The organism is Rhizobium changzhiense, assembly GCF_013087625.1.
GTDB lineage: Bacteria > Pseudomonadota > Alphaproteobacteria > Rhizobiales > Rhizobiaceae > Rhizobium > Rhizobium sophorae.
In genome coordinates this window covers 259,416-272,545 of sequence record NZ_JABFCQ010000005.1, presented here as the reverse complement: position 1 = coordinate 272,545, position 13,130 = coordinate 259,416, and the positions used below count along the sequence as shown (strand labels likewise).

The following is a 13,130-nucleotide window of genomic DNA, read 5'->3' as shown; positions in this document are numbered from 1 at the left end:
GATGCGGTCTTTTGCGGGACGACCATTGACTTGCCGATAGTCGAGACGACGATCAGAAGGTCGCCGTGTGCGGATCCGGCCCCATGCGGGCACCGGCGCTGTCGAGTTTAGCGATCGCGGCCATATCGTCGGCATCAAGCTTGAAGTCGAACACCTGGAAATTCTGCTCGATACGCGACGGCGTTACCGATTTCGGGATGACGACGAGGCCGGTGTCGATGTGCCAGCGAATGATGACCTGGGCCGGCGTCTTCTGATGCTTCTTGGCGATCTCGCCGATCACCGCGTTCGAGATGAACTTGCCCTGGCCGAGCGGGCTCCAGGATTCGGTGGCGATATTCAGCTTCTGATGAGCCTCCTGCGCCGCTTTCTGCTGGAAATCGGGATGCAGCTCGATCTGGTTGATGACGGGAACAACGCCGGTTTCACCGATGATACGCTCGAGATGTTCAGGGTAGAAATTCGACACGCCGATCGAGCGGGCGCGGCCCTCTTCGCGGATGCGCACGAAAGCCTTCCAGGTCTCGGTATAAAGGCCGCGATGCGGCGATGGCCAGTGAATGAGATAGAGGTCGACATATTCGGAACCGAGCTTCTTCAGGCTGCCGTCGAAGGCGCGCAGCGTATTGTCATAGCCCTGATCGGTATTCCTGAGCTTGGTGGTGACGAAGATATCCTTGCGGTCGAGGCCGGAAGAGCGGATGCCTTCACCGACGCCCTCTTCGTTGTCGTAACCGGAAGCGGTATCGATGTGACGATAGCCGGCGGCGATCGCCGTGCGCACGGTGGGAGCGGCAATATCTTGCGGCGTCTGCCAGACGCCAAGGCCGACTTGTGGAATGGAATGTCCGTCATGGAAAGTGATGATGGGTTGAGCGGTCACAATATATCTCCGGGAGTTTGAAGAATTGGACGAGGCATGAGTTGCGCCCCTATGGGGCGTCCCTGAACGCATTTCAGCCCGAGCGTTCGGTCACCGAAAACATATAGGCGGCCGCATCCGGAAGACAATCAGACGACGCGGACAATCGTTCCCTTTCGAAGGTGGGGCAGCAGGCGGCGCATGTCGCGCAGGCTTACCGCCACGCAACCCGCCGTCGGCTCGTAGCCTGGCCGGATGAGATGAAAGAAGATCGCCGAGCCGCGATTGCGCGCACGCGAGGAAATGTTCCAGTCCATCACCAGGCAGATATCGTAGAGCCCGTCGCTGCGCCACATCTCCTCGTGACTTGCGCTGAACGGCGCGCGCACGAGGCGGTTGTAGCTGGCATTGCCAGACTGATCGCACCAGAGCATGTCGGGGCGGATGCGGCGGATGGAAAGGGAAGTGACGAGCCGGCCGTTCCGCTCGCCGCGCCGGAAGCCGGATATCAACCTCATCGAGGCGATCGGCGTGGCGCCGTCGCCCTCGCGTTTCATCACGGTGCGGCCGGAGCGGCCGATCGCAGCAGGCACGGTGATGGCGCCAAGCTGGACGATCGCCCGGCTCTTGCGCCCCGGCGCAGGACGCACCATGATCGTCGACGGCGTCATACCTCGCCTCTGCCTTGCTTTTTCCATTTTTCTCGCATGTCGTGCCTTGTCTGGGGCTTCGATTGAAATCATATCGAAACCGACCCGGCAACAGCCCGCTGCCCGATCCTTGCCAAACCAGGAATTTGGCGTAGGACTAGGGGACTTAACATGAGGACGCAAACGGCATGACCGCACGCACCATTCTTCTGGTGGATGACGACGATGACCTTCGACAGACGCTGACGGAGCAATTGTCGCTGTATGAGGAATTCACGGTTCTGCAGGAAGCTAACGCCGGCAAAGGTGTCGCGACCGCCCGCTCGATGCCGATCGACCTGCTGATCATGGATGTCGGCCTGCCCGATATGGACGGCCGCGAGGCAGTGAAGCTGCTGCGCAAGGGCGGTTTCAAGGCGCCGATCATCATGCTGACCGGCCACGATACCGATTCGGACACGATCCTCGGTCTCGAAGCCGGCGCCAACGATTATGTCACCAAGCCTTTCCGGTTCGCCGTGCTGCTCGCGCGCATCCGCGTGCAACTGCGCCAGCATGAGCAGAGCGAGGACGCGACCTTCACCGTCGGCCCCTACCTCTTCAAGCCGAGCCAGAAGCTCCTGACCACCGATAACGGCCAGAAGATCCGGCTGACGGAAAAGGAAGCGGCGATCATCCGCTATCTCTACCGCGCCGAACAAAAGGTCGTCACCCGCGACATACTGCTCGAAGAGGTCTGGGGCTATAATTCCGGCGTGACGACGCATACGCTGGAAACCCACGTCTACCGCCTGCGCCAGAAGATCGAGCGCGACCCCTCCAACGCCGAAATCCTCGTCACGGAAAACGGCGGCTACAAGATCATACCCTAGAGCATTTCCGTTTTTCCCTGAATAACGGAAGTGCTCTATCTCTTTGTTTTCACGCAATTCCCGGCAAAAGCGTTTCACGCTTTGCCTGGCAAAACCGCCAGGCACTTTGCTGGAATTGCTCTAAGGCGAAAAGCCCGCATGGCGCTGACCGACGACATTCACATGCTCGCGCAGCTTCCTCTGTTCAAGGACATGAACGAGGATCAGCTGCGGTTGATCGCCTTCGGCGCCGACCGGCGCATGATTGCCGCTGGCCAGATGCTGTTTCGCCAGGGCTCGCCCGCCGAGAGCGCCTATGTCATCCTCAGCGGCAGCCTGGAGCTGAGCGCGACGAGCAGCGACGGCATGCAGAGGACAGGGGGGATCGCCGGTCCGGGAACCCTGGTTTCCGAGCTGGCGCTGGTGACGTTGGTGGAGCGCAAGTTCACCGCGGTAGCACGCGAGGATACCAGCATCATCCGCATCACCCGCGCCCTCTTCCACCGGCTGATCGAGGAATATCCGGACGCAGCCCGGCTGATCGAGAACCGGATCCGCGACAATCTTGCCGAACTCGCGGCAAAGGCCGCAAGCCAGTTCTACCGCTTCAACTGATCCCGGTTAGAGCAGTTCTGCGCTTTAGGAAAGCTGAACCGCATCGTTTTAGAAATCAAAATGCGCCGTGACCGGTACGTGGTCGGAGGGCCGGTCCCAGCCGCGCGCCTCCTTCAGGATTTCTATCCGCTTGAGATGCGGCCCGAGATCTGACGACGACCAGATATGGTCGAGACGGCGGCCGCGGTCGGCGGCCTCCCAGTCCTTGGCGCGGTAGCTCCACCAGGTATAGAGTTTCTCGTTTTCAGGCACATGCTGGCGCATCAGATCGAGCCAGGCGCCGCGCTTCATCACCTCGAGCAGCCCCTCGGTTTCGACAGGCGTATGGCTGACGATCTTCAGAAGCTGCTTGTGCGACCAGACGTCATGCTCCAGCGGCGCGATGTTGAGGTCGCCGACGAGGATGGCCGAGGTGTTGGCCTCGCCATTGGCTTTCAGCAGCTTCATCTCCTCGATGAAATCGAGCTTGTGGCCGAATTTCGGGTTGATCGTGCGATCCGGCTCGTCACCGCCGGCTGGGACGTAGAAATTATGCAGCCGAACGCGGCGATTGCCGTGCTCGAAGATCGCCGAGATATGGCGCGCATCGCCGACGCCGCAATAATCCTGCCGGTGATCCTCGGTCAACGGAATGCGCGAGGCGATCGCCACGCCGTGATAGCCCTTCTGGCCATGGATGATGATGTGATTGTAGCCCATCGCCCTGAGTGGTGCCGCCGGAAACAGCTCGTTCGTCACCTTGGTTTCCTGCAGGCAGAGGATATCGGGCCTGTGCTTGAGAACGAGTTGCTCGACGATCGGCATGCGCAGCCGCACCGAATTGATATTCCAGGTGGTGATCGAAAAACCCATGCCCAAACCCTTTCACGCTTTCATGAAAGGGCTTTAAAACAAAGGCAGACGCGAGGGAACCGGCCATGAGCATGATGCCGAAAAGTGTGAGCGCTTTTCGGACGACATCATGCTCAAATCTTTGATAGAGATCCGGATGTTTTCAAGCCAAGCCGGCCTGAAAACATCCGGATCTTGTAAAAGGAGCAGCCGATCAACCGAAAAGCCCTCAGTTGCGCGACTGAGGCGTGCCTGGAATGGTCTCATAGGGCACGCGGAAGACGCGATCGTCGAACTGCATGCCGGTTTTGACATTGAAGATCATCACCGAGGTGTCCTTGCCCTGATTGTCGGTGATCGTCCACTGACGCAGGTCGTAGGTCTTCGGGTCGAACATCATGGTAATGGTCGAGTTTCCGAACACCGTATTGTTGCCGAGTGCGATCGTCGTCAGGTCAGACTCTTCCTTCACGCCCTTCACCATGCCGGCCGACAGATCGATACGCTGCGCCAGAAGCAGGCTGAGCGGGGTCTTGGAGAGCGGATAGAGATCCCAGGTCTTCAGCTTCATATTGCCGATGGCGACGTTCTTGCCGTCGGCGATCACTCGCATCGGCGACGGATCGTCATAGTTGAAGCGCAGCTTGCCGGGGCGCTGGATGAAGAACTTGCCGCCGGTCTGCTCGCCGCGCGGGCCGAACTGCACGAATTCGCCCTGCATCGTCGTGACGCCGGAAAAATGATCGGCGATCGCCTGCGCGGTGCCGGAGGCGGGAGCTGCCGCCTGCGCGTAAGCACCGAGGGGAATGGCGCTCGCTATCGCCGCGACGGCAAAGGCGCCGAGAAGGTGGCGGCGCGTTACCGTCAGGCCGGAGAGGAAGGTATCGGAGTGACTCATCTAAATCTCCTTTATGCGATCTGCATGCTGCCGAAAGGCGGCGTCTTCAAGGCGTTGCGATCGGCCTGCGAGAGGTAACGGCTTCGATGCTATCAGGTTTCCGCAAAAGCGGCTGCATCGGAAATATATGCCTGTAATGTCAACGGTCGAGGATGTCGCCTTCGGTCGGAACGAGAATCTCGCGTTTGCCGGCATGGTTGGCCGGTCCGATGATGCCCTCCTTCTCCATACGCTCGACGAGCGAGGCCGCACGGTTATAGCCGATGCCGAGCCGGCGCTGGACGTAGGAGGTCGACGCCTTGCCGTCGCGCAGCACGATGGCGACCGCCTGGTCGTAGGGATCTTCCGATTCGGAAAGATTGGACGTGCCGGCCGGACCGCCGCCACCACCGCCGTAGTCGCCATCTTCGTCGTCATCGGCGGTGATCGCGTCGAGATATTGCGGCGAGCCCTGGGTCTTCAGGTAGGAGACGATCTCTTCCACCTCGACATCCGAAACGAACGGACCGTGCACGCGCTGGATACGCCCGCCACCCGCCATGTAGAGCATGTCGCCCATGCCGAGCAGTTGTTCGGCGCCCTGTTCGCCGAGAATGGTACGGCTGTCGATCTTCGAGGTCACCTGGAAGGAAATGCGGGTCGGGAAGTTCGCCTTGATCGTGCCGGTGATGACGTCGACGGAGGGACGCTGTGTCGCCATGATCACGTGAATACCGGCGGCACGCGCCATCTGCGCCAGACGCTGGACGGCGCCTTCGATATCCTTGCCGGCGACCATCATCAGGTCGGCCATCTCGTCGATGATCACGACGATATAGGGCATCGGCCGCAGATCGAATTCTTCGGTCTCGTACATCGCCTCGCCGGTATGGCGGTCGAAGCCGGTCTGCACCGTGCGCGAGATCGCCTCGCCCTTCGACAGCGCCTGCTCGACGCGGGTGTTGAAGCCGTCGATGTTGCGCACGCCGATCTTCGACATCTTCTTGTAGCGCTCTTCCATCTCGCGCACGGTCCATTTAAGCGCGACGACGGCCTTCTTCGGATCGGTGACGACAGGCGAAAGCAAATGCGGGATGCCGTCATAGACGGAGAGTTCGAGCATCTTCGGGTCGATCATGATCAGCCGGCACTGCTCCGGCGTCATGCGGTAGAGCAGCGACAGGATCATCGTGTTGATGGCGACCGATTTGCCCGAGCCAGTGGTGCCGGCGACGAGCAGGTGCGGCATCTTGGCAAGATCGGCGATGACGGCTTCGCCACCGATCGTCTTGCCGAGCGCCATGGCGAGCTTCGCCTTGCTGCCTTCGAAATCCCGCGAGGCGATGAGTTCACGTAGATAGACGGTCTCGCGCGTCTGATTCGGCAATTCGATGCCGATCGCGTTGCGGCCGGGCACGACGGCGACGCGGGCGGCAATGGCGCTCATCGAGCGGGCAATATCGTCGGCAAGGCCGATGACGCGCGACGACTTGATACCGGGGGCCGGCTCCAATTCGTAAAGCGTGACGACAGGGCCGGGGCGGACATGGATGATCTCGCCCTTGACGCCGAAATCTTCGAGCACGCCTTCGAGCATGCGGGCATTCTGTTCCAGCGCATCGGCCGAAAGCGTGGAGTCGCGCACGACATTCTTCGGTTCGGCGAGCAGATGCATCGAGGGAAGCTGGAAGCCTTCGGGACGGATGAACGAGCCCTGCGCCTCCCGCTCGATGCGGGCGCTGGGCTTCGGACGCGCGACCACGGGGACGACGCGCGGTTCCGGCTTGCCGGCCGCCTTTGCCGGCGCGCGGATCATCCAGTCGTCGTCATCGTCGTCGGGCAGGATATCGGCCGGGCGCGGCGGCATGTCGTTATCGAAGGGCAGGTCGTCGTCATTATCGTCATCGTCATCGATGGAAAACGATGGCGCGGAGACGATGCGCCGCGGCGAAGCCGTCCTTGCCCCCATCGATGGCTCCATCGAGGGCTCCATGCGCTCGCCTCGGACGGTCGGCGCCTTGGCGCGGACGGGTTCGTTCAGTGTGCCGAACTCGTCATCGTTGAAATCATAAGGTGATTCGTAATCGCCCTGGCGCCGCTTGCGCGGCCCCATGCCGAAGAGCCGACGCAGCCGGCCCTGGCCCATGTACCAGGCATGCGTCACGGCACCGCTGAGAGCGACCCAGCGGGACTCGTCTTCCTCCTCGTCCTCGTCTCCGACGACGCGGGCCTTGCTACGCGTATCGACGTAGTCTTCCTCGATCTCCTCGTCGGCGTCGCTGCGGCCGACGAGCCCCGATGCAAAGAGCATCAGCCAGGCGGTCGGCGCGGCGAAGATGCAGCCGACGACCATGGCGAAGGTGCCCGTCGGATAGGCGCCGACGAAGAGTGCGGGAAAACGCAGGATCATGTCGCCGATGACACCGCCGATGCCGTTCGGGATCGGCCAGGTGAGCGGCGGCGGAAAGCAGCCAAGGACGGCGCAAGAGAGCACCGAACCGCCGAACCAGGCGCCGGTACGGGCAGGAATACGGCTGAAGCGGCGGCCCGAGATCAGCGTCAGCGCCCAGGCGACGATCGGCAACATCGAAACGACGCTGGCAAGGCCGAGGAACTGCATGACGATATCGGCAAAGGCAGCGCCGCTATAGCCGAGAATATTCGTCGGCAGGTTGGCGGTCGCATAGGAATAGCTCGGATCCGCAACATTCCATGTCGCCAGTGCCGCGACGCAGAACGCCAGCAGCAGAAAGATCGCAAAGCCGATGAGCGCCTGGATCTGCCGCAGCATGAATGCCGAGAAGGAGAACCGATCCGGACGGCCATCCATCGCCGGCGACGTGCTTCTTGCCATGTGTCTAACCCGTCCAATGCCTGAGGACACGCGAATCGCTGAAGCTTCGGTGCCAAAATGCGTCCGCTCTACCTAATCAGAGCCGGGTTAAAGCGATGTTAACCATGCATGCCTGGACGTGCATTCCGAACCGAGAAATGAAAAAAGCCCGAACCTTGAAAGGTCCGGGCCAAATGCGGTCTATGGTTAAATAGGCCGCGACGGGCTGTGAAGCGGCGCCCTTCTGCCGGGCGCCGCAAACCCTGTGATCAGGAAGAGTGGTAGGCGGCTTCGCCGTGGGTCGAAAGGTCGAGACCTTCGCGTTCGGCTTCGACGGTGACACGCAGGCCGATGATGACGTCGACGATCTTGTAGAGGAGCGCCGAGCCGATGCCGGACCACAGCAGCGTCGTCAGCACGCCCTTGGCCTGGTTCCAGACCTGGGTTGCCGTGCCAGCATAGGAGGCTGCGAAGTCGGCTGTGGAATAGTCGACGATGCCTGCACCACCGAGTGCCGGGTTGACGAGGATACCGGTGCCGAGAGCGCCGATGATGCCGCCAATGCAATGGACACCGAAGACATCGAGGCTGTCGTCGTAGTTGAACTTGTTCTTCACGACGTCGACGAAGAAGTAGCAGACCGGCGAAACGATGAGGCCGAGAACGATCGCGCCCATCGGGCCGGCAAAGCCTGCCGCCGGAGTGATGGCAACGAGACCGGCGACCGCACCGGAAGCGCCACCCAGCATGGAAGCCTTGCCGCGGGTCAGGCTTTCGACGATGCACCAGGACACAGCGGCAGCAGCCGTTGCGACAAAGGTGTTGATAAAGGCAAGCGAGGCATAGGCGTTGGCTTCGAGGTTGGAGCCGGCGTTGAAGCCGAACCAGCCGACCCAGAGCAGCGAGGCGCCGACCATGGTCAGCGTCATCGAGTGCGGAGCCATGATTTCCTTCTTATAGCCCGTGCGCTTGCCGAGCATGATGGCGCCGACGAGGCCCGCGATACCGGCATTGATGTGAACGACCGTGCCGCCGGCAAAGTCGATTGCGCCGTAGGAGAAGATCAGGCCGGCCGGCGAGGTGTAGGAGCTCGGACCGCCCCAGAACCAGACCATGTGTGCCATCGGGAAGTAGATGAAAGTCACCCAGAGCACGACGAAGAGCATGACGGCCGAGAACTTGATGCGTTCGGCGAATGCGCCGACGATAAGGCCGGGCGTGATGCAGGCGAAGGTCATCTGGAACACGATGAAGGTGTATTCCGGAATGGCGACGCCCTTCGAGAAGGTTTCGACGAGCGACGAGGTGTTGACGCCGGCGAGGAAGGCCTTGGAGAAGCCTCCGACGAAGCTGTTCAGCGAACCGCCGTCGGTGAAGGCGAGCGAATAGCCATAGGTCACCCAGATCAGCGCCACGACGGCCGTGATCATGAAGACCTGCATCAGCACCGAGAGCATGTTCTTGGCACGGACGAGACCGCCGTAGAAAAGCGCAAGGCCGGGGATGGTCATCAGAAGGACGAGCGCCGAGGAGACGAGCATCCAGGTATTGTCACCCTTGTCCATGGTGAGAGCAGGAGCAGCAGCGGCAGTGGCGGCTGGTGCAGCCTCCTGCGCGAAAGCGACGGCCGGCGCCAAAAGGGCGGCCGAAGCTGCGCAAAGACGCGCAAAGGTGGAAGAAAACTTCGAAATTGACATTGGAAAAAGCTCCTTGATCTGCCGTTCTTACAGCGCTTCTGAATCGGTTTCGCCCGTACGGATGCGCACGGCATGGTCGATCGAATAGACGAAGATCTTGCCGTCACCGATCTGACCGGTCTTGGCCGCTGCCGCGATGGCTTCGACCGCCCTGTCGACGAGTTCCGATGCAACCGCGATTTCGATCTTGAGCTTCGGCAGGAAGCTGACTGCATATTCGGTGCCGCGATAGATTTCGGTGTGCCCTTTCTGGCGCCCGTAACCCTTCACCTCGGTTACGGTCAGCCCCTGAATACCGATCGCCGTAAGGGCTTCGCGGACCTCATCGAGCTTGAACGGCTTGATAATGGCCATCACAATTTTCATCTGGTTTCCCATCCTTCGTTATCCTCGGCGCGGAGCCGACTCTCCTTGCCGCTGACGTTCCTGAACAGCGACCGGCCAATACACATTCAAGGGGCGTGCCAGATTCGAGGCAGTTCGTAAGTTATTGAAAAGTAAGGGTTATAATAAATAGTGCCAATAAACAGGCAAATGATCGGCCAATAAGCGCACAAATAACGCGCAAATTTATAAAGTTGCACACTTTTTATTCATTTGCCTTTTTCCGAATCAGGCCTTCCTGCGCGACCGATGCGATCAAGCTACCCGATCGTGTAAACAAGCACCCCCGGGTTAATCCTCTGGCGCCTGAAGCCGACGGACTGTCCTGCGTATAAAGCAGCCAGTCGTCGAGTTTGCAGGGTCTGTGGAACCACATGGAGTGATCGAGGCTCGCCACCTGCAGGCTCTGGTCGAAAATGGACGTTCCGTGCGCATAGAGCGACGTATCGAGCAGCGTCATGTCCGAAAGATAGGCAAGCACCGCCGCCTGATAGAGCCGGTCGTCGGGAACCGGCCCGGTGGCGCGCACCCAGACGTCCTGTTTGGGATCGAGCTTCCTGTCGGAAAAATAATGCGTCAACGAGACGGGACGGATCTCGATCGGCCGCTCGCGCTGCCAGTATTTTCGGATCGCTTCCGGGGCGTGCGCGAGATACTGTTCCTTGATCTGCTGTTCGCCGAGCAGCGCCTCCGGCATCTCGACTTCGGGCATCGCGATCTGGTGCTCGAAACCCGGCTCCTCTACCTGGAAGGAGGCCGACAGCGCGAAGATCGCCTTGCCGTGCTGGATGGCGACGACACGCCGCGTGTTGAAGCTCGATCCGTCGCGGATGCGCTCTGCCTGATAGATGATCGGCACCGTGGGATCACCGGGGCGCATGAAATAAGCATGCAGCGAATGGACGAAACGCTCGCCCTCGATGGTGCGCTGCGCCGCCATCAGCGCCTGGCCGATCACCTGGCCGCCGAAGACCCGCTGCCAGCCGACCTTGGGGCTGCGGCCGCGGAAGATATCGACCTCGATCGGCTCGAGGTCGAGCGTCGAAAGCAGCGTCTCCATCGCCGAAGGCCCTGATGTCTCGCCCGTCATTTCTATGTCTCCCAGCGGTAGGAAGTGAAGTTGCGATGATCTATATAGAGCACATCTGAGGCACAAGGTACGGGAGCGGCGCGATGCTGGACATGCTGGTTGTGGGCGGGGGTTACGTCGGCCTTTCCGCCGCTGTCGCGGTCAAACAGGCCGCCCCGCATCTGAATGTCGCCGTCGTCGAGGCGGCTCCCGAACATGTCTGGAAAAACGATACGCGCGCTTCCGCCATCATCGCGGCGGCGGCAAAGATGCTCGAGGTCTTCGGCATCTGGAACGAGATCGAGCCGGAAGCCCAGCCGATCACCAAAATGATCGTCACCGATTCCAAGACCTCCGATCCGGTGCGTCCGGTTTTTCTGACCTTCGATGGAGAAGTGGCCGACGGCCGGCCTTTCGCCCATATGATCCCGAATGTCGCGATGGTCGCGGCACTCCGCGGCGCCTGCGACCGGCTCGGCATCGACATCCGCCACGGGCTCGGCGCCACGGAGCTGAAGACCCATGACACCCATGTCACCGTCACGCTTTCGGACGGCAGCGCGCTGGAAACCCGGCTGCTGGTTGCCTGCGACGGCGTGCGCTCGACGCTGCGCGATCTCGCCGGCATCAAGACCGTCACCTGGGACTACGGCCAGTCCGGCATCGTTGCGACGGTCGAACACGAGCGGCCGCATGACGGCTGCGCCGAGGAACATTTTCTGCCGGCCGGTCCCTTCGCCATCCTGCCGCTGAAGAATAACCGCTCCTCGCTCGTCTGGACGGAGCGCACGCATGATGCCGACCGGCTGGTCGCCGCCGACGACCTGATCTTCGAGGAAGAGCTCGAACGCCGCTTCGGCCACAAGCTTGGGAACCTGAAAGTGATCGGCGACAAGCGCGCCTTCCCGCTCGGCCTCACCCTCGCCCGCGCCTTCGTCGCGCCGCGTTTCGCGCTGGCCGGCGACGCCGCCCACGGCATCCACCCGATTTCGGGTCAGGGCCTCAATCTCGGCTTCAAGGATGTGGCGGCACTCGCCGAGACCGTGGTGGAGGCCGACCGCCTCGGCCTCGATATCGGCTCGATCAACATTCTCGAGCGCTACCAGACCTGGCGGCGCTTCGACACTTTCCGCATGGGAGTGACGACGGACGTGTTGAACCGGCTCTTCTCCAACGACGCGACGCCGATCCGCATCGCCCGCGACGTCGGCCTCGGCATCGTCGACCGGCTGCCGCGTCTCAAATCCTTCTTCATCGGCCAGGCGGCCGGAACGACGGCAAAGGACAATCCGCGCCTGCTTGCCGGAGAGACGATTTAACCTTTACGCAATTCCCGGCAACAGCGCTTCCTGGAATTGCTTCAATCGTCGAGACGGCGAGCTTCGGACACCAGCATGATCGGAATGCCGTCGCGGATCGGATAGGCAAGCCGCGCCTTTTCCGAGACAAGCTCATTCTGCTCGCGATCATAGGAAAGCCGGCCCTTGGAGAGCGGGCAGACCAGGAGATCGAGCAGCTTTGGATCGACGCGGCTGAGTTTTTCATCCATCGCTGAAGTCTACTGCAGAACCGTGTCGGAGTCACCGAAGACGCGCGCCAGCACGATTTCGGTAATCGCGATCAGCGTCTCGGCCCGCGTCTTCAGGTCGGGCGCCTCCAGCAGCGCCTGTTTTTCTGCCGGCCCGAAGGGCGACATCATCGCCAGCGAATTGACGAGCGTCAGATTGCTCGCCCGCTCGACGCTCTCCCAGTCGGCCTCCAGCTTGTTGGCATCGAGATAGGCCTTGAAGGCGGTGAGAAGCGCTGCGCGGTCGACCGCCTCCTCCTCGTTTGCGGCCGAGAGATCGGCGATGAACGGGGCGATACGGAAGATGCGGAAGGGATCGCTGGTCGATTTCTCCTCCAGCAGCCGGAAGCGGCAGACGCCGGTCAGCGATACGATATAGCGGCCGTCGCCAGTCTCGGCGAAGGAGGTGATGCGGCCGAGGCAACCGACAGCAGCAAGATTGGGCTCGCCGCCCTTGTCCTCATGTTCGCCGAGCGCCGGCTGCACCATGCCGATCAGCCGGTTTCCGGTCAGGGCCGCATCTAGCATCGCCAGATAGCGCGGCTCGAAAATGTTGAGGGGAAGCTGCCCGGCCGGCAGGAGAAGGGCGCCGGTCAGGGGGAAGACAGCGATCGCATCAGGCAGATCGCCCGGCTTCAGGTATCTGGCATTCCCGACTTGCATGTAACCGTCCCGCATTCTTGTAACGGGCTTGCCCGTCCTGACGAGAATGTGGTGCCCTCGTCCGAAAACGCAAGGGCCGATGCTCGAACTTACAGCGCCGCACGTCTTTTTAGACGCGCAAAACACGCTGTAACACTTTGAATCGGTGCATAATTTAATCCTTAAATCGATTCCGATTTAAGGAATTTGCAGTGGCGAATACCCCGAAAATCGGAATCGACTTTCGTCCAT

The 13,130-nt window shown here is 61.1% G+C and carries 13 protein-coding genes; 3 read left to right on the top strand and 10 right to left on the bottom strand.

All coding sequences use genetic code 11. The annotated features are described in order from the left end of the window. Positions 1-52: 52 nt before the first annotated feature. Both G9X68_RS24115 and G9X68_RS24110 read right to left on the bottom strand, forming a co-directional pair. Entirely contained in the window at positions 53-883 is an 831-nt protein-coding gene (locus G9X68_RS24115) for an aldo/keto reductase (RefSeq protein ID WP_171604538.1), read from the bottom strand. A gap of 128 nt (positions 884-1,011) precedes the next feature. Beyond that, a complete protein-coding gene (locus G9X68_RS24110) occupies positions 1,012-1,533 on the bottom strand; it encodes a L,D-transpeptidase family protein (protein ID WP_171604537.1) in 522 nt (173 codons plus the stop codon). A 167-nt stretch (positions 1,534-1,700) separates the two neighbouring features. Here G9X68_RS24110 and G9X68_RS24105 point away from each other — a divergent pair, with 167 nt between their 5' ends. Together G9X68_RS24105 and G9X68_RS24100 are read left to right on the top strand one after the other, a co-directional pair. Beyond that, positions 1,701-2,384: a response regulator transcription factor gene (locus G9X68_RS24105; protein ID WP_027666953.1), complete on the top strand. Its 684-nt coding sequence runs from the start codon at positions 1,701-1,703 to the stop codon at positions 2,382-2,384. Positions 2,385-2,522: 138 nt separating this feature from the next. Further along, positions 2,523-2,978, top strand: a complete 456-nt coding sequence (locus G9X68_RS24100) for a cyclic nucleotide-binding domain-containing protein (RefSeq protein WP_029870886.1) — start codon at positions 2,523-2,525, stop codon at positions 2,976-2,978. A gap of 48 nt (positions 2,979-3,026) precedes the next feature. On the opposite strand, the gene G9X68_RS24095 is transcribed toward G9X68_RS24100, so the two are convergent. The 6 genes from G9X68_RS24095 to tesB form a co-directional block, all read right to left on the bottom strand. Continuing rightward, positions 3,027-3,830, bottom strand: a complete 804-nt coding sequence (locus G9X68_RS24095; protein ID WP_026230959.1) for an exodeoxyribonuclease III — start codon at positions 3,828-3,830, stop codon at positions 3,027-3,029. A gap of 208 nt (positions 3,831-4,038) precedes the next feature. Continuing rightward, positions 4,039-4,707, bottom strand: a complete 669-nt coding sequence (locus tag G9X68_RS24090; protein WP_171604536.1) for an outer membrane lipoprotein carrier protein LolA — start codon at positions 4,705-4,707, stop codon at positions 4,039-4,041. Positions 4,708-4,846: 139 nt separating this feature from the next. Continuing rightward, positions 4,847-7,540 (bottom strand): DNA translocase FtsK, encoded by a 2,694-nt coding sequence (locus tag G9X68_RS24085; RefSeq protein WP_171604535.1) that lies wholly within the window; start codon positions 7,538-7,540, stop codon positions 4,847-4,849. A 248-nt stretch (positions 7,541-7,788) separates the two neighbouring features. Beyond that, on the bottom strand, positions 7,789-9,216 hold the full coding sequence (locus G9X68_RS24080) for an ammonium transporter (protein ID WP_171604534.1): 1,428 nt from the start codon (positions 9,214-9,216) through the stop codon (positions 7,789-7,791). A 27-nt stretch (positions 9,217-9,243) separates the two neighbouring features. Beyond that, a complete protein-coding gene (locus G9X68_RS24075; protein WP_017962468.1) occupies positions 9,244-9,594 on the bottom strand; it encodes a P-II family nitrogen regulator in 351 nt (116 codons plus the stop codon). A 211-nt stretch (positions 9,595-9,805) separates the two neighbouring features. Then, positions 9,806-10,690 carry an acyl-CoA thioesterase II gene (tesB, locus tag G9X68_RS24070; protein ID WP_171604533.1) on the bottom strand — a complete coding sequence of 295 codons (885 nt, stop codon included), beginning with the start codon at positions 10,688-10,690 and terminating at the stop codon, positions 9,806-9,808. Positions 10,691-10,773: 83 nt separating this feature from the next. Between tesB and G9X68_RS24065 the strand changes: the two genes are divergently transcribed. Beyond that, positions 10,774-11,988: a ubiquinone biosynthesis hydroxylase gene (locus G9X68_RS24065; RefSeq protein WP_171604532.1), complete on the top strand. Its 1,215-nt coding sequence runs from the start codon at positions 10,774-10,776 to the stop codon at positions 11,986-11,988. Between the two features lie 41 nt (positions 11,989-12,029). Here the strand turns inward: G9X68_RS24065 and G9X68_RS24060 are convergent, their stop codons facing one another. Both G9X68_RS24060 and G9X68_RS24055 read right to left on the bottom strand, forming a co-directional pair. Continuing rightward, positions 12,030-12,218 carry a Trm112 family protein gene (locus G9X68_RS24060; protein ID WP_017966162.1) on the bottom strand — a complete coding sequence of 63 codons (189 nt, stop codon included), beginning with the start codon at positions 12,216-12,218 and terminating at the stop codon, positions 12,030-12,032. Positions 12,219-12,227: 9 nt separating this feature from the next. Next, entirely contained in the window at positions 12,228-12,914 is a 687-nt protein-coding gene (locus G9X68_RS24055; protein WP_171604531.1) for an LON peptidase substrate-binding domain-containing protein, read from the bottom strand. Positions 12,915-13,130 lie beyond the last annotated feature (216 nt).